The organism is Sphingobacterium sp. BIGb0165, from assembly GCF_024810095.1.
Taxonomy (GTDB): domain Bacteria; phylum Bacteroidota; class Bacteroidia; order Sphingobacteriales; family Sphingobacteriaceae; genus Sphingobacterium; species Sphingobacterium detergens.
Genome location: NZ_JANUEB010000007.1, coordinates 344,249 through 364,850 on the forward strand (window position 1 = coordinate 344,249; position 20,602 = coordinate 364,850).

The window sequence follows — 20,602 nt, forward strand, 5'->3', positions numbered from 1 at the left end:
ACATGTCAACAACTAACACTTCAGGAAGAAGAAAAACTGCTGTTGCCCGCATTTACTTAACTGCTGGTAGCGGAAACATTATCATAAACGGTAAAGACTACAAAGAGTATTTCCCGACATTACCTTTGCAATACATCGCTACTCAATCATTGAGCGTAGCTGGTGAATTAGCAAACTTTGATGTAAAAGTAAACGTTAACGGAGGTGGTGTTAAAGGTCAAGCAGAAGCTGTTCGCTTAGCGATCGCAAAAGCTTTGGTTGAGCTTAACCCAGAAGTTAAACCTGCATTACGCGCTAAAGGTTTAGTAACACGTGATGACCGTATGGTTGAGCGTAAGAAACCAGGACGTCGTAAAGCTCGTAGAAGATTCCAATTCAGTAAACGTTAATCAAAGGAGGATCAAAAAATGGCAAGAACTACTTATCAAGATTTATTGGATGCAGGTGTGCACTTTGGTCACCTTACACGTAAATGGGATCCGAAAATGGCTAAGTACATTTTCATGGAGCGCAACGGTATCCACATCATTGACTTGAACAAAACTCTTACGAAATTAGAAGAAGCTGCTTCAGCTATCAAACAAATCGTAAAATCAGGTCGCAAAGTTTTATTCGTAGCAACGAAAAAACAAGCAAAAGAAATCATCGCACAACAAGCTAAAGAGGTTAACATGCCTTTCGTGACTGAGCGTTGGTTAGGTGGTATGCTTACAAACTTCGCTACAGTTCGTAAGTCTATCAAAAAAATGTCTAACATCGACAAAATGCAAAAAGACGGTACTTATGATGTATTGTCTAAGAAAGAAAAGTTGATGATTCAACGTGAGCGTATCAAATTAGAAAACCTTTTAGGAGGTATCGCTGATTTGAACCGTTTGCCAGCTGCTTTATTCATCATCGATGTGAAAAAAGAACACATCGCTGTTTCTGAAGCAATGAAATTGAACATCCCTACTTTCGCGATGGTAGATACAAACTCCGACCCTTCAAACATTGATTTCCCAATCCCTGCAAATGATGACGCTAGTAAATCTATTAGCTTAATCGCTAGCATCATTGGTCAAGCAATCCAAGAAGGTTTGGACGAGCGCAAACGCGACAAAGAAGAAGAAGCTGAAAAAGATGCTGCTGCTGCAAAAGCAAAAGTTGACAATAGTGAAGCTTCAGAAGCTAAACGTCCTCGCAAAGCGAAAGACGGAGAATAATATTTTTATTCCAAACCGGATAGCGTAGCGTTAGTTTCTGGAAAAGATTACTTTTCTTGAACTAGCCTATCTGTCCGGTTTTTTGGTTTAACAGCTCCCGATTATCAAGGAATGTTAAACTTCATATTAGCTTAACATGTTTTAAGTTAATATTGTACAAAATTTTCAGTAGTAAACAATAATAAAAAGAAATAAACATGTCAGTACAAATTTCTGCATCAGATGTAAACAAATTGCGTCAACAAACTGGCGCTGGTATGATGGATTGTAAAAAAGCTTTGGTTGAGTCTAATGGTGACTTTGAAGCTGCTGTAGATTACTTGCGCAAAAAAGGCGCTAAAGTAGCTGCTAGCCGTCAAGATCGCGACTCTAACGAAGGTGTTATCATCGCTAAAGCAACTGCTGATGGTAAATCAGGTATCGTAGTTGAAGTAAACTGTGAAACTGACTTCGTAGCTAAAAACTCAGATTTCGTAGCTTTCGCAGAAAAAATCGCAGACCTAGCGTTAAACAACAAACCTGCTTCTTTGGAAGAATTGAAAGGTTTGGAAATTGATGGCAAGAAAATCGCTGATGCTTTGATCGAGCAAACTGGTGTAATCGGTGAGAAAATTGACGTTTCTAAATACGAAACTATCACTGCAGAGAAAGTAATCGCTTATATCCACGGTAACTACCGTTTAGGTGTATTAGTAGGTCTTTCTGCTGACGCAGCTGGTGCTGAAGAAGCTGGTAAAGATGTTGCTATGCAAATCGCAGCGATGAACCCTATCGCAATCGATAAAGACGGTGTTGATCAAAACACAATCGAGCGTGAAATCGCTATCGCGAAAGAGCAAATCATTGCAGAAGGTAAACCAGCAGAGATGGCTGAGAAAATCGCTCAAGGTAAATTGAACAAATTCTTCAAAGACACTACTTTGTTGAACCAAGAATTTGTAAAAGATTCTTCTAAAAATATCGCTCAATTCTTAGATTCAGTTTCTAAAGGATTGACAGTAACTGCTTTCAAACGCGTACAATTAGGCGCATAAGCATATTTCCTTTCGAGCAATAGATCGGAAAAAATAAAAACAGGGGCTATTGACAAAATAGTCCCTGTTTTTTTATTTATAGGCGGTCAACCTCCTACAGTCCCATTCTCCTATCATTTGTTACCATCTCTCCGTTCCCCATCATTCCCGTTTTCCCAATAATTTATCTTCATCTTCCCTATGTTTGCCTATCATTTGTTACGATCCTCAGGTTCCCCTATCGTCCTGTTAGCCCTATCATTTACCACAATCACTTCCCCCGTCTTTCATCCATCACTTTTATTTTCATTCAAATTTATGTAACTTAATCATACATAAAACGAAACAAGATATGGGCATGTTAAAAGAAGGTGCACTAAAAGGCAAACGCATTTTAATTACAGGTGGTGGTACGGGGCTAGGAAAAGCGATGACTGATTATTTCCTAGAGCTGGGTGCTTCCTGCTTGATCAGCAGCCGAAAGGATGATGTGATTCAACATACAGCAAAAGAACTATCCGAAAAACACCAAGGCACATGCCTGGCCATAGCTGGAGATGTACGTAATTATGAAGATGTCGAGCGTGTAGTAGCTTATGGCTACGAACAATTGGGCGGGATCGACATCCTAATCAACAATGCTGCAGGAAATTTTATATCCCCTACCGAGCGGCTTAGTCATCGTGCTTTTGAGTCTGTCATCGGAATTGTACTTCAGGGTAGTATAAATTACACATTAGCATTGGGCAAACGTTGGATTGAAAATAAGGACCAAAATAAAACGGTGCTTAGCATTGTAACGACTTACGCATGGACAGGATCTGGTTATGTTGTTCCTTCCGCGACAGCCAAGGCTGGTGTATTGGCTATGACAAGATCCCTTGCTGTTGAATGGGGAAAAAAAGGAATACGTTTAAATGCAATTGCCCCCGGTCCGTTTCAGACCTCAGGTGCCATGGAGCGCCTACTACCAGGTGAATTAGGAGAACTACTATCTCCTACGAAACGGATTCCCTTAGGACGTTTGGGTCAATTAGACGAGCTGGCTGATCTTGCGGCATATCTTGTATCGGATTATTCCAGCTACATTAATGGCGATGTCATAACAATAGATGGTGGAGAATGGTTAAAAGGCGCAGGAGAATTTAATGGTCTAGATATTATTCCTGAAGAACAATGGGATAATATCGAAAAAATGACGCGAAGTGCAAAAAGTACTTAGTCCTATTTCTGGAACCTACAACAGCACATTGTTTTCTTTAAAAAGTCAAAAGATATAATCCAAAATAACGATATTTGGCTGTCATATCGATTATCATTCGATAAAACAAAATTTACAAGTACACAATGAATTTATCCTTTCTCCCCGAAAAAATCAAACATAAGCAAAAGATTGATCTAAGCGAACTAGGTTTTGATTTTGCATTGGCTTATATTTCGGAAGGCACGTTGGTATCAAAAAACAATGGTGCAAAATTTCTCAAAGAAAATCTGCTCTTCCTGAATACCGCTTCAGAAATACTTGAAAGTAAGAAAGATTCAAGTGTATTTATTTTATATTTTTCAACCCATTACTTTAAAGATCTGCATCATATACAACAAAATTTTTGTTTATCTTACAATCCTCAGGATATTTTCAATTCAGAAACACTACGCAATAAAAGCCTGTCCCTTAAAAAGGAGAATAGAAAATTAATAGAAAAAGTAATCTCCTTAATCTATCAACAGGGAGAATCTGAAAATGCAGCGACCTCTACCTTTGTCTTTCATCAAGTGATGTCACTCTTTGCATTAATTGAAAATATATTAAAAGATCTGGATCTTCCGATCAATGAGTCCCGTGACATGTCTCAAGAAATAGAAGCTTATATCCAACAAAACATCTATTTCCCAGACAAACTACAAATAAAAAATATAGCTGATCATTTTCAGATTTCGGCCAATTACTTCGGCGCCTTTTTTAAGAAAAAATACCAGAAAAGTTATAAACTGTATATAGACGATATTCGTACCCAACTTATCGAAGAAAGATTGGCATCGAGCCAATACAGCATGAAACAGATTGTGGATGAACTAGGTTTTAACGATGAAAGTCACCTGACCAACTTTTATAAGAAAAAGAGAAATATAACCCCAAGTGCTTATAAAAAATCTAGAAAAACAGTCAGCTAGTTGTCAAGTTGAATGACACCATTGAGGTCATTATTTAGCGAACGTTGGATCGCTTCGTCGAGAATCAATATCTTCTGACCCTGGAGTGTACGTTCTTGTCCGCTACTGGTATTTGTCTGTGTCGAATTGAATGATTCCAATTTCATGGGGAAATAAATTGGGTTCTCATCTTCTGAACGCCCGATGGTCAATAAGATATTATACCCCTGTAGGCGCAAACTCTGTAATGTCTGATAATTTAAACGCTTGAAAATCATAATGGCCAAGATTTACTGTTACTATTAGTAACAATGATGTTTTCAATTTGTTTGCATTATCAGATAGAATTTTATGCCTTTATGATCACTATTTTAGCGAATTTATCAATTGCTAAAAAAAATATACTACATCCGGAGTCTTCTGATATTTTTTAAAACTTTTCACGCTGCTGCCTGTTGTATTATTGAAGATAAATCATAGGATTATGGCTAGCACGGAAGACAAAAAGACGAAGGGAAAAGTCGAAGCTGACTACTCTGATTCGGAGCAAAATCTAGCTTATAACAAAGATATGGACAGTTATGAGCTGGATGTGGACGATAATGATCCCGATTACGATCATCCGGCAAATTATGACACACTATCCGAAGGTGCAATAGATGATGACTCTACTTATGATAATTCAAATCCTTTTGTCGGAGATGAATACGCTGATCGTGAAGATTTAGAGGAAGATGAGTTAGAGGATGCACATATGCGAATCGAAAGTTTCAAGCACAATCGACTATCCCCTTTAGATAAAAAGCTGGCCCAAAATGAAGAAGATCTCAGAGATGATCTTGATGAAGAAGGATATCCAAAAAATGACAGGTAGTTTTCCAATTATAAAGTAGTTTTGAAAGGAGTCTTAGGACTCCTTTTTTCTGAATAAATAAAGCCCGCAACTCTATATTTTTATGTAAGTTTACGTTAGAAGATTTAAATATATGGAAGGTTTGTTGCCGCTCATTCGTATCATTGACCTAAAAAAATCATACGGAACAAAAGAAATTTTAAAGGGAATCAATCTGGATATATTTCCAGGTCAGGTCATTGGCTATATAGGTCCCAATGGTGCAGGAAAGTCTACCACGGTCAAAATATTGACCGGATTGATTGAAGATTTCACCGGTAAAGTTGAGATCAATGGTATCGATATTCAAAAGGATCCCCTTTCCATAAAATCTCAACTCGGGTATGTTCCTGAAAATGCGGAACTTTACGAAGTATTGACCCCAATGGAATATCTCGATTTTGTCGGAAAATTATATGGTATGGAGGATCATACGATCCAGGGACGTTCCCTCAAATTATTAAGCGCATTCGGTCTAGCCGTAAATGCGAATAATAGAATGGATACCTTTTCCAAAGGTATGCGTCAGAAGGTGCTCCTTATATCCGGTATTATCCATAATCCGCAGATCATCATCCTGGATGAGCCCCTGTCTGGGCTAGATGCCAATGCGGTAATCTTCGTGAAGGAACTCATATCATTACTCGCCAAAGAAGGTAAGACTATTTTTTACTGCTCACACATGATGGATGTCGTTGAAAAAGTATCCGATCGAATCCTCCTGATCAGTCAGGGGAGTATTATTGCGGATGGAACGATTGACGAATTGAAGTCAAATCCCAACGAATCACTTGAGCACATATTTGCAAAATTAACCAATACCGACAACGATGCATTGGATGCATCTGACATCATCACCGCTATTCAATAATATGGAAAGATATATCTTACGATTTATTCTTCTATTTAGGGGAGTATGGGAAAATTTGGGGGTAAACTTTGCACAGTTTAAAATTATTTTAGAGACTAAAGTTACCCTAGATAACAGAAAGCCAATCACATTTAAGAAACGGAATACAGGAAAGTCTTCCTCTTCGTCCTCTATTATACAGTTTATCTTGTATATGATCATTGGTTTGATGTTCATGGTTATTCTAATTCTAATTCCGGATCGCTACTTAGCTCTTGCTATTATGCTGCTTTGTTTTATCAGCATGCTGAGCATTACATTAGTGTCGGACTTTTCGCCCATACTTTTGGATACCAGAGATCAATACATCATTATGCCCAAGCCGGTCAACGATCGAACGATAGCATTATCGCGAATAACATTTATTGCCATTAAACTTTTCAATCAGGTCATTGCATTATGCTTGCCACTTTTAATCTATGTGTTCTTCAACTGGGATATTATCGCCATTTTTCTACTGGTTGTACAACTGCTATTAAGCACACTTGTAGCATTGGTATTCGTCAACGGCTTCTATCTAATAAGCATCAAATATCTACCCATCCAAAAATTTAAAGACATTATTACCTATCTACAAATTGGGCTTTCAATGATCATTTTTTTAGCCTATTACCTTGGCCCCAATCTGATTCAAACAATCGTCGAGTCTCAATTGACCATTGAACAGCTCAAATTCCTTTGGTTATTTCCCAGTACCTGGATTGCTTCTTTTCAATCTCTGCTTTTGGGTGACCATAGTCTACAGATCATCCTATTTTCTGTTTTGGGTATAGCTGTTCCGCTCTTTGGGATCTATGCTTGTACACAGTTGTTTTCTAGGGGTTTTAACGCAAAAATAGCCGCTCTCGCCAGTGCAGATGCACCTTTACCTGAATCAACAAAAGTGATTTCGCAAAACCTCACAAAACGCCCGTTATATAAAAAATTAGGAACAAAGCTGTGCTCATCTCCTCTTGAAGAGGCTGGGTTTAGTATTGTATGGCTTATAAGTTCAAAAACAAGGGAATTTAAGCAGCAGCTTTACCCCTCTTTGGCCTATTTACCCATCTATTTTGTATTTCTATTTTTACGGACTGGTGAAGGCTTGCCGATAAGAGAAAAACTGGTTAAGTTAGGGGAATCTGGCTTATATATCGTTATGTTTTACCTCTCACTACTAACTATATTGACTGTATTTCAGCTGATCACACAGAGCAATAAATATAAGGCCGCTTGGATCTATTATGTCACGCCAATAGATCGTCCGGGACAATTTATGACCGGTGTACTTAAAGCATGTCTTATTAAATACGTACTACCATTTAATGTTCTATTTCTTTGCATTTGTGTTCCTCTATTCGGTATCAGGTCCATAAATGACTTATTGCTTTCGTCGGCTGTTGGCGGAATCGAAAGTATCCTGATCATGCTCTTTCTCGTAAAAAACTACCCTTTTTCCAAAGCGAGTCAATCCAGTTCAAAAGCACTGGTCAACTTATTGATCTTAGGTTTACTCGGACTTTTGGGCTATCTTCATAAAGTTATCTTTCAGTATGAACTATTGATTTGGGGACTGGTAGTACTCGCCTGGATATTGTTTTTTATCATGCTCAAATATTTACAAAAAGAGGATTGGAAAAGCCTGGCCTTTGATGATAATTAAGAAATTACCATGAATACACAGGCTCCAGAAATGGGGCCTGTGTATTTCACGACTACTTTTTATTGATCCGTCCTTTAAACCGACTGATACCATCCATAAAAGCTTCTACAATTATCCTTCCTTTAGGAAGATGATTAAGATCATAGTTGAATATTGCATTCTTAACAGCTTTATATTCATGCTTTTGCCATAGCACACCGTCAACCGTTATCCGCACAGTCATATCGCTCTGCTTATTGGATACCACATTTAACTGCGTTTGGTCAACCACCGATCTTGGATACAGGGAAAATGCATATTGAGCCTTTATTGTATCCATTTCAAATCCCGGAACAGCCTTAAAACTAAACATTTCACCCACTCCACAATCACTTTCAAATGCATGAATAAGGTTTCCTTTCAGGTCGAAGATGCGAAGATAACCATCTCCGTTTTCGGGTTGTGCCCAAAACTGTAGTCCATTTCCAGCGGTATCTATCAAGCGAAAGGAGTAATTGCCTGCCGCAAGGCGTATCGTATCAGTATATAGTGTGAGCGCAATTAACTGTGCCGCCTTCTTTTGAAAAACGGTATCCTGCTGAGCATTTATTAAAGAAATACTATTGTCTTGAGGTACTTTATTTGTAAGAAATTTCACAACAAATTCATTGGGAAATTTCTCTGGTGCTGTAAAAACAACTTCCATTTCATTGTCTTCTGACCATGCATCTTTCTTACCATTCGGTTTGATAAGCGCTACATGAAAGACATTTTCACCATCTTTTTCCTGAATTTCCCCTGGCAGCATTACATCTGCCACTTGATTAAAAGAAAGATTTCCCTTCCAATGAAATCTTTTAGAAGGAAATCCCTTAGTTCCATACACAATTGTAAGCGAATGCAACGGATCTGCCCCTAGGTTTCTGAAAGATATCCGTGGGCCAGAACTGGCTGGGTTTAATCTCGAAAAACGTTGCTCGTCGTTTGGTACCATAATAGATTCAACGGCAGCATCTATTTTTTGCTTGGGTTTCGAATAATGAAACAAGTAAGCTGAGATATTTTCAACCGCCTGTATATTGCTTGAAGCAGTATAGGGTTCCATTCGCAGTGCTGCAGTATGGGGGCCCGGCTTCGTGAATACATCGATTACATCAGGTTGCTGCAGATCACCGGGACACCAATACGCCCGGTCAAAGATCCATGTCCCGCCTTGCGGGTATAAAGGGTTATCGCCACACTTTTTCCACATATCCCGCAGGTCAACGACCTTTCCGTCGAGCATGAGTTCACGCCATCGTGTACAAAACTCGCTGCAACCACGAGGTTTGTCCATACCATGTCCTGTATGCTGAATACGTATACGGCTTAAGGCTGCTTGCCCAAGCGATTCGTAAGTTACCGGCAATAAATTCTCCTCTATCTTCTCGTTGGGATCGCCGTATTTATAGCCCTTATTCCACAAAGGTGTTATACCAAGAGGTGTAACAACTGGAGGTCCCGATAGAATTTCGAAATCTATGCTAAGTGCCCAACCTACTGTTTTATCCTCAAAACCCGAATGTACATATACAATCTCAACGCTATCTCGCAAAAAAGGGGCAAAGTCGGTCACATCTACCTGCCACTTCCAATTCCACCCTTTGTTATAAATACTCCCATAGGGGGTGAGCATCCGGCCCAATTCATAGTTCAGCACCTCTCCTTTCGCTCCCCCTTTGCGTCTCAACACGATATGATCCAGATAATCCCAATGTGCAGTGTTTAAGCTATCAGGACTTCCCAAAGTGACATGCATGGTTATTTTTCTTACGGGGTATTCGGCCTTGGGAAATACCCCCCATGCTGGATAAGGGTTTTCTCCTTTAGTGGCATCACAAATAATCGTAGTACGGTTGTGCGTGACAACATGGCTTATTGCTTTCTTTTGCGCAATAGCATGATAACCGATAATAAGCCACACTAGAATAAGAATAGGTCTGAAGTTCATTATAGTAAAAAAATAATAGGTAAGAAACCGCATAAATATACATGAATTTAATGTCACAACCTATCATCAGGGTGCATCAGGCATGATATACGCGGAAATTGTATTACAAAACAATGCTTGATCGCCAACATATGGCTATTGCTAGGCAACCTTTGGGGTGGAAAAAATGGTGTTCTAATCAAAGGTGATTTCAAAAATGGTTCAAAAAAAAAGGAAAATCTATATTTAGACTTTCCTTTTTAAAAGTAGCGGGGAGCAGGATCGAACTGCCGACCTCAGGGTTATGAATCCTGCGCTCTAACCATCTGAGCTACCCCGCCGTTTCGGTATGCAAATATACCACTTCGCCTGTCAATTCAAAAGATTTTTTTATTTTTTTTAGCGATTTATCCTATTCAAAAATCATTATACCACACAACAAACTCATTCTTAACGAAGTAAAATAACGTTTCAGTTAGGAAAAAAGTCGGGATAAGATTTGCGCGATTTTAAATTCAAATATTTGCTAAAAAGCCTTCAACTTTTCACAAAAAAACTTGCAATAACAAAATAAATATGTATTATTACAAATAATAAGTTTATGCGATAAAAAGCAAAATGGGAAGAGATTTGTAGCGGGGAGCAGAATCGAACTGCCGACCTTTGGGTTATGAATCCAACGCTCTAACCATCTGAGCTACCCCGCCATTTTGGGAATGCAAATATAGCTTATTTTTGATTTAAACAAACTGAAATTTAAAAAAACATTTTTATGGCAGATAAAATAAAATTCCAACTAGAATATATCATCAACTCTTCACCTAGAATTTTATTTCCGTATTTGCAAGAACCAAACGAACTGGCACAATGGTTTGCAGACGATGTAAACTACAAAGACACTGTTTATACCTTCATTTGGGACGATGAACCGCATCGCGCAAAAATCGTAGCATCAAAAGAAAACAAATCAGTGCGTTTTAAGTGGCTCGATGATGATCCTTATTTCTTCGATCTAGAGATCGATCAAGATGAGCTGACAAACGACGTCGCACTTAAAATAATAGATTTTGCTAAAGAAGAGGACTTGGAAAACAGAAAATTAATCTGGAAAAATTCAATCGTCTATCTTCAAAGTGTTATAGGTGCATAAAAAAACCTATCTTTGCAATATATTTTCACCAAGGGCTCTAAAAGAGCTCCTTGGCTGGAAGATGCTTTAATGTAAAGGCATCAATTTGCTTAGCGTCACGGATGAAAAAGGTTCATTTACTTATTCTTCAAGCTTTCATTAAACCGTTCATTGTCACATTTTTTATTGTGATGTTTGTGTTATTGATGCTTTTCCTATTTAAATACATCGATGATTTGATCGGAAAAGGATTTGAATGGTACACCATTATGGAGCTTATTGGGTATCAATGCATTGTTCAAATTCAAATGGCGATGCCCTTATCCATGTTATTGTCTTCCATTATGACCTTTGGAAACTTGGGAGAAAGCTATGAACTTGTGGCCATTAAAGCAGCAGGCGTATCTTTACGTAAAGCCATGACCCCCCTATTTATACTTGTGGCGATTTTTGCTACGAGTTCCTTTCTATTTTCCGATTATATCTTACCTGTGGTCAACCTAAAAATGGGAACCTTGCTGACAGATGTACGTAATAAAAAGGCGGACTTTCTGATCAAACCCGGTATTTTCAATAATACAATTCCAGGATACTCCATTCGTGCAAGAGGCAAAAATAGGGAAGGAACGATTCTCTATGACTTAATGATCTATGATCATCGGGGTGGCAATACGGCCAACAATGTGCTAATGGCAAAAGAAGGATACATTTATAATTCACCAGACAATAGTTATATGATCCTCAAATTGAAGGATGGTATACGCTATGAAGAGTCGCGCACAAAGAACTCAAAAACATACGATCCACGCCAGCAATTCACACGCTTTAAATTTAAGGAAACGGAACAGAAGTTCGACATGGGTAGCTTTCAACAAGGTAAAACAGATGAAAGTCTTTTCAAGAGCCACCATGCAATGTTAAATCTTAGACAACTGGATATGTATATTGACTCCAACCATGTTAAAATCGACAGTATGGGTAAAGCAATTACACGAACTCTTGATACGCGCTATAATATCTATTCGAAGTATTTTAGTGCAAATCAACCTGGCCTGCCAAAGGTAAAAGAAGCGAAGATCAAACCTTATAAAGATTTAGTAGCTGATCTTGTACCTCCTGAACAACGGACACAGATCACCATGAATGCCCTGAGCCAGCTAAACTATTTAAAAGAGGATCTCAACAGCCGCACCCTTGAATTTAAAGATTATAAAACAAAAGATATACGTTATCGCATTGAATGGCATAGAAAGTTCACATTGGCCGTATCTTGTCTACTGTTATTTGCTATTGGAGCGCCTTTAGGTGCCATTATTAGAAAGGGAGGTCTCGGACTTCCTGTCGTTATGGCCATTATCTTTTTCTTAATCTATCATATCATCTCTACAGTGTCGGAAAAAACGGCTAAAGATGGTGCTATATCTTCGGCTGTAGGTATGTGGATGGCTATTATCATATTAACTCCCCTTGCTGCATTTTTAACCTATAAATCGACTACAGATTCGGCTTTGTTTGATATTGATCAGTACAAATTAAAAGCAGAAGCGGCCTGGAAATGGATCAAAGAGAAATTTGGTAAAAAGAATAAATTAAAGGAGTCACATTAGATTTGTGACAACGCTATTATAAATAAAATTAGATTCTACACTAACTTTGTATCAATACAATATAACAATTAAATGGAATTCAAATTAAACACGATCGAAGAAGCGATCGCTGATATACAAGCGGGAAAAGTAGTTATCGTCGTAGATGACGAAGATCGTGAAAATGAAGGTGATTTTATCACCGCAGCCCGCAACGCAACTCCCGAAATTATCAACTTTATGGCAACCCATGGTCGGGGTTTGGTATGTGCTCCTATCACCAAAGAGAGAGCGGATGCTTTGCATCTTGACCTGATGGTGGGGCAAAATACAGCGGTTTATGAAACTAATTTCACCGTTTCTATTGACTTACAAGGATACGGTTGTACAACAGGGATCTCTGCATCTGATCGTTCAAAGACGATCAAGGCAATGATAGACCCAAATATTCACTACGAAGAGTTGGGTAGACCTGGTCATATCTTTCCATTGATTGCTAAAGATGGTGGTGTACTCCGTCGAACAGGACATACCGAAGCAACTGTTGACCTTGCTCGTTTGGCAGGTTTTGAACCAGCAGGTGTATTGGTCGAGATCTTAAAAGAAGATGGTGAAATGGCTAGACTACCAGAATTAATGGAAGTAGCCAAAAAATTTGATTTAAAAATCATCAGTATTGAGGACCTTATTGAATACCGTTTAAAACACGATTCATTGATTACTGAAGAGGTGACTGTCAATATGCCCACACAATATGGTGATTTTCAAATGAAAGCCTTTACTCAAAAAGATACGGGTGAACAACATCTTGCCCTTTATAAAGGTGAATGGAATGAAGATGAACCTATTCTTGTTCGTGTCCATAGTTCCTGCGTGACCGGTGATATTTTCGGATCTTGCCGTTGTGATTGTGGACCTCAGCTTCATAAAGCGATGGAGATGATCCAAAACGAAGGAAAAGGTGTAATTGTCTATATGAATCAGGAAGGCCGTGGTATTGGACTGATCAATAAATTGCATGCTTACAAATTACAAGAGAATGGATTGGATACCGTTGATGCTAATGCCCAACTTGGATTTAAAGCTGATTTGAGAGACTATGGTGTTGGTGCACAAATCCTTAGAAATCTAGGGGTAACAAAAATGCGTTTGATGTCCAATAACCCAACAAAACGTGCAGGATTGGTCGGCTATGGGCTGGAAATCGTAGAAAACGTTCCTATTGAAATCACCGCGAACCCCTACAACGAGGAATATCTACGAACAAAAAGGGATCGTATGGGACATACCATTATGAAGAACTTGTAATAAAGATCAAAAAGAATATTTCAGAAGCGGTGTTTTTCATAGAAACACCGCTTTTTTTATGAAAGTTTCTATTTTTTATTGATTCGTATTTTTCGCTTAGGGCATCAATGAACTCACTATGCTCCGTTTATTGGCCAGAAAAAATCTTCAATAGATTTTCATTGCTGTCGATGTTCGTGAAAGCATGAAGGTTTTATAAAAGATGTGATGTTTTCATGGCAGTTCTTTCAGTAAATAGAAGTAACTTTATATTAATGAATATGCAAGGGAAACATATCATCTTTTTTGACGGTGATTGCTTAGTTTGTAATCGTTTTGTCCAAATCCTATTGAAAATAGACTCCAATAATAGGCTTCTATTTAGTTCCTTACAATCTGACTTCGCTAAAAATAATTTACACACTATTCCAAAAAATATAGATTCTATTGTTTATATATCTCCTAGCGGTACTTATATCAAAAGCGAAGCCATATTGAATATCTGCAAAACATTGGGTCTTCCCTATTCAATCGTCTATTTCCTCAAAATACTACCGAAAAAGTGGCGGGACTTGGGCTATGACTATTTTGCAAAAAATCGCTACAAATGGTTTGGAACAAATAAGTATTGTACGGTTCCCAACGAACAGCAACGGAGAAAATTCGTCTAAGCAAAGCTTCCCATAAAATTGCTTGTTTGCGAAACAATAGGCGGAAGAATATTGTTCCAAAAGCAGCTGATGTACCAAATAATCCAAGGTAATATATCAGCAAGAATAAATAAATACAGGTCACAAACAGCAGCAATGGCTTGTAAAATACAAAAAATAATGATTCCAATGAAAAATCCACTTTTAATTGACAGAGCCTATATAAACGGAAAATTTATCACATCAAAAAACACATTTGATGTTGTCAACCCCGCCACTGGAAAAACAATTGCAGCATTACCCGATCTGAAAGTTACAGATTGTACAAAAGCCATACAAGCGGCTGACAAAGCCTGGAAAAGCTGGAAAAATACAACAATTTCGGAACGATGTCTTATTGTTCGCAATTGGTACAATCTCATTCAACAAAATAAAGACCTACTTGCTGAAATTATGACACTTGAGAGTGGAAAACCGCTCAATGAGTCGAAAGTAGAAGTAGATTACGGGAATTCATTTGTTGAATGGTTTGCCGAGGAGGGTAAGAGAGCCTATGGGGAAACGATTCCCGCTCAGAAAAAAGGGGTAAGAATGATGACAATCCGACAAGGTGTCGGGGTCGTTGCGGCAATTACGCCCTGGAATTTCCCTTTGGCCATGATCACCCGAAAGGTCGCTCCGGCGCTTGTAGCGGGCTGTACAGTAGTCCTCAAACCCGCATCCCAAACACCTTTATCTGCAATCGCATTGGTCAAACTCGCCGAAGAAGCAGGTCTGCCAAAAGGAGTCTTTAATGTCATTACCGGAAGGGACAGCGCTGGTATCGGAAAGGAACTTGCCACAAATGATCTTGTCCGTAAACTTTCTTTCACAGGCTCTACTGAGGTCGGTAGGACATTGATCGAACAATCAGCCTCAAACATTAAGAAAGTCTCCATGGAACTCGGCGGAAATGCTCCATTCCTTGTATTTAGTGACGCAGATATTGACGCCGCAGTAGAAGGTGCTATTGCTGGTAAATTCCGAAACTCCGGACAAACTTGCGTTTCTATCAACCGCTTCTTAGTCCAAGAAGACGTCTACGACGAATTCGCTACAAAATTAGCCCATGCTGTGGGTCAATTAAAGGTGGGCAATGGACTCGACAAAGGTGTTCAGGTAGGGCCATTGATCAATGCCAAAGGTTTAGAAAAAGTACAGCATCATGTTCAAGATGCTTTGAATCACGGGGCAGAATTGGCCGCTGGTGGACATGTGATCAAAGGTCTGTTTTTCCAACCTACAGTCCTTACCAATATCCCTAAAGAGGCACTGATATTTCACGAAGAAACTTTTGGCCCAGTCTGCGCATTGTTTAGTTTCAAAACAGAAGAAGATGGTATAGCCATGGCCAATCACACCGAATTTGGCCTTGCCTCCTATTTCTACAGTACCAATATCAATCGCTGCTTTCGTGTAGCGGAACAACTTGAGGCAGGTATGGTAGGTGTTAACACAGGATTAATATCGAATGCTGCAGCTCCTTTTGGTGGGGTAAAACAATCTGGCGTCGGTCGTGAAGGATCAAAACATGGACTCGATGAATACATGGAATTGAAGTATATCTGTTTCGCGGAATAGATACAATATAGCTGAGGTTACATTTAACTGAAATAGGCTATTTGCACTATACAACCATCGTTGGTATGACACAAATAGCCTATTTATACAGGTAATTCTTATTCTTAACCAATCTTTCTTGGCAATGAAACCAAAAGATAAATTTCAACTGTAACTAACGCTGCGTTTTAACAAATGCTGTCAATTTTTCCCGAGTGGAACTAAAAGATAGTGCATCGCCTACTTTATCATAATTCTCTTTGTCTATACAGCTTGGATAGGCATATTTAGCAAAAGCTAATTTATTATCGTCCCTGATAAATAGTTCCATGAGATCTATGATTTCGGAACTGCGAAATCGCCTATTTTTCAGCTCTTGAGCCGCCACTTGCAAGCGGTCCTGATCATTTTCTTTTTGATTGAGCAGATCATTCAATTGGTTAGCTTCATTTTTATCCTGATAACCAGTATTGTCGATCGGATCGTCCTGATTTTGTTGATTATTACTTCTATCATTCTCAGACCGACCATATCGCTCGTCTTGTTGTTGACCCCGATCGTACCTGTCTTCATTATAATCACCATTATTATAGTTGTCGCCATTGCGATAATTATCATTATAGCGACCAACAGGATTCATCGATTCAAGAACAATACCTCTATTTCCGCCACGGCTGCTTACCGAAAACACAACATCCAAGTATTGACCATCTCGATTGACAAGCTGCACAGCACTTCCGCTCAGTGTTCTCTGCTGTCTGTTTGCAAATACAATACGGAGATTATACCTCGGGTTTTGCAAATTCGGCACACGAATATCAGTCGAGGGCCTATTATTGTACAAAACATTATTGATATAAAGAAAGAAGGGAACATCGGCCGAATAGATATTTAATGTTCCACCGTAAGGTCTATAGCGTTGGGCAAATCCTCCAGTTGCGATAGCAAGCAACATGATCACAGTCAAAAGTCTCTTGTACATATTCCTTTTCAATTTATAATCGTTCGACTAACGAGAATAGAAAAGGATTAAGAAAATTAAGAATTTAACGTTTTATCCGCATTGTTCTTATTTCTGATTTTTTTGTAGAGTTTCACAGCCATCATCAGGGAAATAGACAGTATTAAAAGTCCCAGAACACCGAATATCCAATTGAGAGCAGATTTTAATACGACTGTAAATACGATAGCAAATAATAAGACGGTCGCCAGTTCATTCCAAAGACGCAATTTGGTCGAGGACCAAGTCGATGATTCCCCTTTTAATTGAAACATAATACGTTGGCAAGCAAAATGATAAAGGATCAGTCCCAATACAAAGGTGAGCTTGACATGCATCCAGCCCATGGTCAACAATCCCGGATTAATATACAGCATGACGAGAGCTGCCAGAATAGTGAGGTACATGGCTGGTGTTGTGATGATCCACCACAATTTACTCTCCATCAGTATAAACTGTTTATGCAAAACCCCATACTCTTCCGCAGATTTGGATTTAGCTTCGGTATGGTAAATGAATAAGCGAACGATATAAAATAAACCAGCCATCCAACAAACCACAAAGATAATATGAACTGCTTTTGCGTATAAATAGACCATGGGTACAAAAATAAGAAAAGTTAGGGGCAATCAATAAAGCTAGGCTTTAATTAGAAAAATCTTACATGAAGTATACAAAAGACGAAAGTCCATCCCGACTACTTAGTTTTAATTTTCAATAATGCATGTTAAATAAACAACGCTTCAAATCTGGTATAGATAGTACAACCTATCAGATATGAAGCGTTGGTATTTCCACTTATTTCAACTGACCTATTTCTTTTGTGGAGAAGTTTTCAGTTCTTTATATAACAGAAATAAATGGGCTGCAGACCAGCTAAAATGTGGTGCTTTGAGCCTTTTGCCTGTGCGCGCTTCATAGTTTTCATGAATTGGTCCATGACCAGATAAGCCCTCCAATCGCTCAAAGACTTGTTTGGTATACATATCGGCTTCCTTTTGATAACCGTATTTCCTTAAACCAGCAATTGCGAAATAGACTTGATCGAGCCAAATAGGTCCGCGCCAGTATCCTCTATCCATGAATTTGGCGTTGTCTAGAGCCGCAGTAGGAAAAGGTACAAAGGAGGCAAATTTAGCCGTATCCTGCATCACACGAACCACAGCTTCAGCTTGTGGCACAGTAGCTAAACCTGTCCACAATGGCGACCAGCCTTCAGGACCAAAACATGGAATAAGCGCTCCATTCAGTTTGCGATCAAAATAATAACCGCGCTCCTGGTTGAAGAAGTAATCCATGGCAAGGTATGATTCTTTTTTCCCCCGAAATGGTACTCCGAGCAATTCCGCAAAATGCATCAAATATTTTCGTTCCAGCTCAAGATAAGCACTGAGCTCCACAGATTCCTGATCCATGCTCCAGGCACCTTTTTCATTCAATAACATCTGGGTACTATCGTACCGAATAGCGTTGTCCATACCGCTTTCCCACTTGGCGGCTTCCAATGTTCCATCCGTAGCACCATACTCACAGATACCATTTTTATTGTGATCCCGGTAGCGAAACCACCATTCATGGTACAAGACCAGTTTATCGTACATTTCCCGTACAAACGATAGGTCATGATCGGCTTCATAGATCGCATTTACCGCCCAGGCAGCTAATGGCGGTTTGGAATCACGGTAATTATTCTCGCGATGGTCCGTATAGATACAATCGGCAATCATCCCGACGCTATCTTGAAAGTCAAACATAGCGCGAACCTGATCTTTCGCCAAAGCGGGATCTATCTGCGCCAATGCAACGGCATGCTTCCATGAATCCCAGGCCCAAAATCCAACAAAGTAATCAGCTACATGCGAAGGGACAACACCATCATGTTTTAATTCCTTTTTTGCACTCCGCCAATTGCTCATCAGCGTCATCATACTTTTCACCATAATGCGATGTTCTTCCATGGAGAGTTCCGGACGAGTATTTGAGCTGATATAATTCACCCATCGTGCTGTATGTTGTATGCTTAAAGCCTTACTTTGCTCAACAGCTGTTTTTGCCGTTACGAGTGCCTTTTCTAAGGTGATCGGGTTGGCATAATGGGTCATGACAATCTCCGTATCCGCTTTTTCTAAATAGGCTTGATATTTCCTCTGATCAAAAGTTACTTTCACACCAGCTTCAAAAGATAGTAAAAGAAGTTCTCCATTTGGAAGTTTAGACCATAGGGTATTACCTGCCAATGTCCATTGCCCTTGATTGAGATTGCCATAGGTCCATAGTTCTTTTGATGATTTGTTTTTAATATGTAATATGGCTGTTGTTGATGAGACCTGTTTAAGAGTTTGCTCAACTTCCCTATCCTCTCCTCGCAAACGCATCCACAGGCGATCCGGATAATAACAACTGCTATCACGGCTCAATAGATTTTTTTCTCCAGCCGGAGCTGTTCCAATCTGCAGCAATGCACTACTTAACCAGGCACGCCCATCCAGATCATAGGGTCCACAAAAACCGGTCACGTTCTTATCTTCATGGATACCAAATCCAACCCAGGCGCCGCGATCGGTATAAAATGGATTTGTTCGACGAGCTGAACCTTCTGGTTGTTGCTCGACCCTTAACAATCCACCATAGCCATCCATTTTAGGGGACTTGACCGTATTGCATCCTATCAAAATCAAACAAAAACTAATTGTAACCCATAAGGTTTCGATCTTATTTCTCATAAATAACAAAAAAAAGTAACTAAAAAGGGTACACTGAGGTCAATCAGTATACCATGGATGATCGCAACGAGAACATACTGTTTGCCGGAGTATTGTGTGATAATGGGTAATGCAGTATCCATACTTGTGGCGCCCGCAACAGAAATCGGCGCTAGCGGGCCAAACCATTTTCGAGCTAATGGGGCCATCAATAGCGCCATTAATTCACGCATCAAATTCGACATCAATGCTATAGTTCCCAATGTGACACCCTTATATTGTGTAATAAAAATACTTGATAAAGAGTAGTAACCAAATCCAGATCCTACAGCCATGCTTTCAGCGGCATTCCAGTCGCGGATAAAGAAACTGACGATGAAGGTACCTAACAATGTTCCAACAATAGTCGCCAAGGGGACGAGTACGATGCTTAAATTAACTTTTCGTAGAGATATCAAGAGTTCCCTATCATAACCAATGGTAACCCCAACCAACAACATCAATGCATAGAGGACATAAGTATTCCATTCTTCTTTCAACAATTCGGCTGGAATAATTCCCTTGAAACCGACAAAAACACCCACGATAAAAAATGCGAGAATGATCAAACTACTTTTCATGTTTGCTAAAGAATAAACGATAAACGAACCATGAGCAAAGAACACTTCCAGCGACTCCGGCCAATGTGATCAATATAGCTTGCAACCCCAATGTATCAAGATTGTCTATTATTTTTGGATTTTGTCCGACCTCTCGTCCCAAAAGAAACAGTAAGGCAAATATGACCAATCGGACAAGAATACCTGTATGTTTAAGAATAGGAAAGGACCGAAGTCCTATCCCTATTCCTACACCTAAAAGCATGACAAAAAAAACGGTAAACATGCT

The 20,602-nt window shown here is 39.2% G+C and carries 20 protein-coding genes and 2 tRNA genes; 13 read left to right on the forward strand and 9 right to left on the reverse strand.

The features are described from left to right. The first annotated feature begins 2 nt into the window (after nt 1–2). The 5 genes from rpsI to M2408_RS18050 all read left to right on the forward strand — a co-directional run bounded on the left by rpsI (nt 3) and on the right by M2408_RS18050 (nt 4,390). Nucleotides 3–389 (forward strand): 30S ribosomal protein S9, encoded by a 387-nt coding sequence (gene rpsI / locus M2408_RS18030; RefSeq protein ID WP_077437656.1) that lies wholly within the window; start codon nt 3–5, stop codon nt 387–389. 18 nt (nt 390–407) lie between these two features. Then, the gene (gene rpsB / locus M2408_RS18035; protein WP_104385702.1) at nt 408–1,205 is read left to right on the forward strand and encodes a 30S ribosomal protein S2; all 798 of its coding nucleotides are present in this window, start codon (nt 408–410) and stop codon (nt 1,203–1,205) included. A 197-nt stretch (nt 1,206–1,402) separates the two neighbouring features. Further along, on the forward strand, nt 1,403–2,239 hold the full coding sequence (tsf, locus tag M2408_RS18040; protein ID WP_120262244.1) for a translation elongation factor Ts: 837 nt from the start codon (nt 1,403–1,405) through the stop codon (nt 2,237–2,239). A gap of 337 nt (nt 2,240–2,576) precedes the next feature. Next, nucleotides 2,577–3,440, forward strand: a complete 864-nt coding sequence (locus M2408_RS18045; RefSeq protein ID WP_120262275.1) for an SDR family oxidoreductase — start codon at nt 2,577–2,579, stop codon at nt 3,438–3,440. A 125-nt stretch (nt 3,441–3,565) separates the two neighbouring features. Next, nucleotides 3,566–4,390 (forward strand): AraC family transcriptional regulator, encoded by an 825-nt coding sequence (locus tag M2408_RS18050; RefSeq protein ID WP_259184407.1) that lies wholly within the window; start codon nt 3,566–3,568, stop codon nt 4,388–4,390. Here the strand turns inward: M2408_RS18050 and M2408_RS18055 are convergent. Further along, nucleotides 4,387–4,647, reverse strand: coding sequence for a hypothetical protein (locus M2408_RS18055; protein ID WP_120262242.1), 261 nt, complete (start codon nt 4,645–4,647; stop codon nt 4,387–4,389). The two genes, M2408_RS18050 and M2408_RS18055, sit on opposite strands and share 4 nt — an antisense overlap. A gap of 206 nt (nt 4,648–4,853) precedes the next feature. Here M2408_RS18055 and M2408_RS18060 point away from each other — a divergent pair, with 206 nt between their 5' ends. The 3 genes from M2408_RS18060 to M2408_RS18070 all read left to right on the forward strand — a co-directional run bounded on the left by M2408_RS18060 (nt 4,854) and on the right by M2408_RS18070 (nt 7,813). Beyond that, complete coding sequence (locus M2408_RS18060; RefSeq protein ID WP_120262241.1) at nt 4,854–5,243, forward strand: hypothetical protein; 390 nt, start codon at nt 4,854–4,856, stop codon at nt 5,241–5,243. 112 nt (nt 5,244–5,355) lie between these two features. Then, a complete protein-coding gene (locus tag M2408_RS18065) occupies nt 5,356–6,132 on the forward strand; it encodes an ABC transporter ATP-binding protein (protein WP_259184409.1) in 777 nt (258 codons plus the stop codon). Between the two features lies 1 nt (nt 6,133). Continuing rightward, nucleotides 6,134–7,813, forward strand: coding sequence for a hypothetical protein (locus tag M2408_RS18070; protein ID WP_259184412.1), 1,680 nt, complete (start codon nt 6,134–6,136; stop codon nt 7,811–7,813). Nucleotides 7,814–7,865: 52 nt separating this feature from the next. Here M2408_RS18070 and M2408_RS18075 read toward each other — a convergent pair whose 3' ends face one another. The 3 genes from M2408_RS18075 to M2408_RS18085 all read right to left on the reverse strand — a co-directional run bounded on the left by M2408_RS18075 (nt 7,866) and on the right by M2408_RS18085 (nt 10,468). After that, nucleotides 7,866–9,782, reverse strand: a complete 1,917-nt coding sequence (locus M2408_RS18075; RefSeq protein WP_259184426.1) for a peptide-N-glycosidase F-related protein — start codon at nt 9,780–9,782, stop codon at nt 7,866–7,868. Between the two features lie 246 nt (nt 9,783–10,028). Continuing rightward, nucleotides 10,029–10,102, reverse strand: a tRNA-Met gene (locus M2408_RS18080). 292 nt (nt 10,103–10,394) lie between these two features. Continuing rightward, nucleotides 10,395–10,468, reverse strand: a tRNA-Met gene (locus M2408_RS18085). 65 nt (nt 10,469–10,533) lie between these two features. Here M2408_RS18085 and M2408_RS18090 point away from each other — a divergent pair. The 5 genes from M2408_RS18090 (at nt 10,534) to M2408_RS18105 (ending at nt 16,033) form a co-directional block, all read left to right on the forward strand. Further along, nucleotides 10,534–10,911 carry an START-like domain-containing protein gene (locus tag M2408_RS18090; protein ID WP_120262237.1) on the forward strand — a complete coding sequence of 126 codons (378 nt, stop codon included), beginning with the start codon at nt 10,534–10,536 and terminating at the stop codon, nt 10,909–10,911. A 101-nt stretch (nt 10,912–11,012) separates the two neighbouring features. Continuing rightward, on the forward strand, nt 11,013–12,497 hold the full coding sequence (locus tag M2408_RS18095) for an LptF/LptG family permease (protein WP_120262236.1): 1,485 nt from the start codon (nt 11,013–11,015) through the stop codon (nt 12,495–12,497). Nucleotides 12,498–12,569: 72 nt separating this feature from the next. Next, nucleotides 12,570–13,784: a bifunctional 3,4-dihydroxy-2-butanone-4-phosphate synthase/GTP cyclohydrolase II gene (locus M2408_RS18100; RefSeq protein WP_120262235.1), complete on the forward strand. Its 1,215-nt coding sequence runs from the start codon at nt 12,570–12,572 to the stop codon at nt 13,782–13,784. Nucleotides 13,785–14,044: 260 nt separating this feature from the next. After that, complete coding sequence (locus tag M2408_RS26385; RefSeq protein WP_409049494.1) at nt 14,045–14,434, forward strand: thiol-disulfide oxidoreductase DCC family protein; 390 nt, start codon at nt 14,045–14,047, stop codon at nt 14,432–14,434. Between the two features lie 168 nt (nt 14,435–14,602). Next, a complete protein-coding gene (locus M2408_RS18105) occupies nt 14,603–16,033 on the forward strand; it encodes an NAD-dependent succinate-semialdehyde dehydrogenase (protein ID WP_259184439.1) in 1,431 nt (476 codons plus the stop codon). A gap of 154 nt (nt 16,034–16,187) precedes the next feature. On the opposite strand, the gene M2408_RS18110 is transcribed toward M2408_RS18105, so the two are convergent. From M2408_RS18110 to M2408_RS18130, 5 genes are all read right to left on the reverse strand, one after another. After that, entirely contained in the window at nt 16,188–16,994 is an 807-nt protein-coding gene (locus M2408_RS18110) for a DUF4476 domain-containing protein (protein ID WP_259184440.1), read from the reverse strand. 56 nt (nt 16,995–17,050) lie between these two features. After that, nucleotides 17,051–17,611: a CopD family protein gene (locus tag M2408_RS18115; protein ID WP_259184442.1), complete on the reverse strand. Its 561-nt coding sequence runs from the start codon at nt 17,609–17,611 to the stop codon at nt 17,051–17,053. 213 nt (nt 17,612–17,824) lie between these two features. Next, entirely contained in the window at nt 17,825–19,735 is a 1,911-nt protein-coding gene (locus M2408_RS18120) for an MGH1-like glycoside hydrolase domain-containing protein (RefSeq protein WP_259184449.1), read from the reverse strand. Next, nucleotides 19,732–20,334: a lysine exporter LysO family protein gene (locus tag M2408_RS18125; RefSeq protein WP_259184460.1), complete on the reverse strand. Its 603-nt coding sequence runs from the start codon at nt 20,332–20,334 to the stop codon at nt 19,732–19,734. The genes M2408_RS18120 and M2408_RS18125 overlap by 4 nt, the downstream gene beginning before the upstream one ends. Then, nucleotides 20,324–20,599 (reverse strand): lysine exporter LysO family protein, encoded by a 276-nt coding sequence (locus M2408_RS18130; RefSeq protein ID WP_259184463.1) that lies wholly within the window; start codon nt 20,597–20,599, stop codon nt 20,324–20,326. The genes M2408_RS18125 and M2408_RS18130 overlap by 11 nt, the downstream gene beginning before the upstream one ends. Nucleotides 20,600–20,602: the final 3 nt, after the last annotated feature.

Excerpts from the sequence above, each read along its gene's own strand:
- M2408_RS18130 (WP_259184463.1), bottom strand. The coding sequence starts at position 20,599 with ATGTTTACCGTTTTTTTTGTCATGCTTTTAGGTGTAGGAATAGGGATA.
- M2408_RS18115 (WP_259184442.1), bottom strand. The coding sequence starts at position 17,611 with ATGGTCTATTTATACGCAAAAGCAGTTCATATTATCTTTGTGGTTTGT.
- M2408_RS18095 (WP_120262236.1), top strand. The coding sequence starts at position 11,013 with ATGAAAAAGGTTCATTTACTTATTCTTCAAGCTTTCATTAAACCGTTC.
- M2408_RS18045 (WP_120262275.1), top strand. The coding sequence starts at position 2,577 with ATGTTAAAAGAAGGTGCACTAAAAGGCAAACGCATTTTAATTACAGGT.
- M2408_RS18110 (WP_259184440.1), bottom strand. The coding sequence starts at position 16,994 with ATGTACAAGAGACTTTTGACTGTGATCATGTTGCTTGCTATCGCAACT.
- M2408_RS18050 (WP_259184407.1), top strand. The coding sequence starts at position 3,566 with ATGAATTTATCCTTTCTCCCCGAAAAAATCAAACATAAGCAAAAGATT.
- rpsB (WP_104385702.1), top strand. The coding sequence starts at position 408 with ATGGCAAGAACTACTTATCAAGATTTATTGGATGCAGGTGTGCACTTT.
- rpsI (WP_077437656.1), top strand. The coding sequence starts at position 3 with ATGTCAACAACTAACACTTCAGGAAGAAGAAAAACTGCTGTTGCCCGC.
- M2408_RS18055 (WP_120262242.1), bottom strand. The coding sequence starts at position 4,647 with ATGATTTTCAAGCGTTTAAATTATCAGACATTACAGAGTTTGCGCCTA.
- M2408_RS18105 (WP_259184439.1), top strand. The coding sequence starts at position 14,603 with ATGAAAAATCCACTTTTAATTGACAGAGCCTATATAAACGGAAAATTT.
- M2408_RS26385 (WP_409049494.1), top strand. The coding sequence starts at position 14,045 with ATGCAAGGGAAACATATCATCTTTTTTGACGGTGATTGCTTAGTTTGT.
- M2408_RS18100 (WP_120262235.1), top strand. The coding sequence starts at position 12,570 with ATGGAATTCAAATTAAACACGATCGAAGAAGCGATCGCTGATATACAA.
- M2408_RS18125 (WP_259184460.1), bottom strand. The coding sequence starts at position 20,334 with ATGAAAAGTAGTTTGATCATTCTCGCATTTTTTATCGTGGGTGTTTTT.
- M2408_RS18090 (WP_120262237.1), top strand. The coding sequence starts at position 10,534 with ATGGCAGATAAAATAAAATTCCAACTAGAATATATCATCAACTCTTCA.
- M2408_RS18075 (WP_259184426.1), bottom strand. The coding sequence starts at position 9,782 with ATGAACTTCAGACCTATTCTTATTCTAGTGTGGCTTATTATCGGTTAT.
- M2408_RS18070 (WP_259184412.1), top strand. The coding sequence starts at position 6,134 with ATGGAAAGATATATCTTACGATTTATTCTTCTATTTAGGGGAGTATGG.
- M2408_RS18120 (WP_259184449.1), bottom strand. The coding sequence starts at position 19,735 with ATGAGAAATAAGATCGAAACCTTATGGGTTACAATTAGTTTTTGTTTG.
- M2408_RS18065 (WP_259184409.1), top strand. The coding sequence starts at position 5,356 with ATGGAAGGTTTGTTGCCGCTCATTCGTATCATTGACCTAAAAAAATCA.
- tsf (WP_120262244.1), top strand. The coding sequence starts at position 1,403 with ATGTCAGTACAAATTTCTGCATCAGATGTAAACAAATTGCGTCAACAA.
- M2408_RS18060 (WP_120262241.1), top strand. The coding sequence starts at position 4,854 with ATGGCTAGCACGGAAGACAAAAAGACGAAGGGAAAAGTCGAAGCTGAC.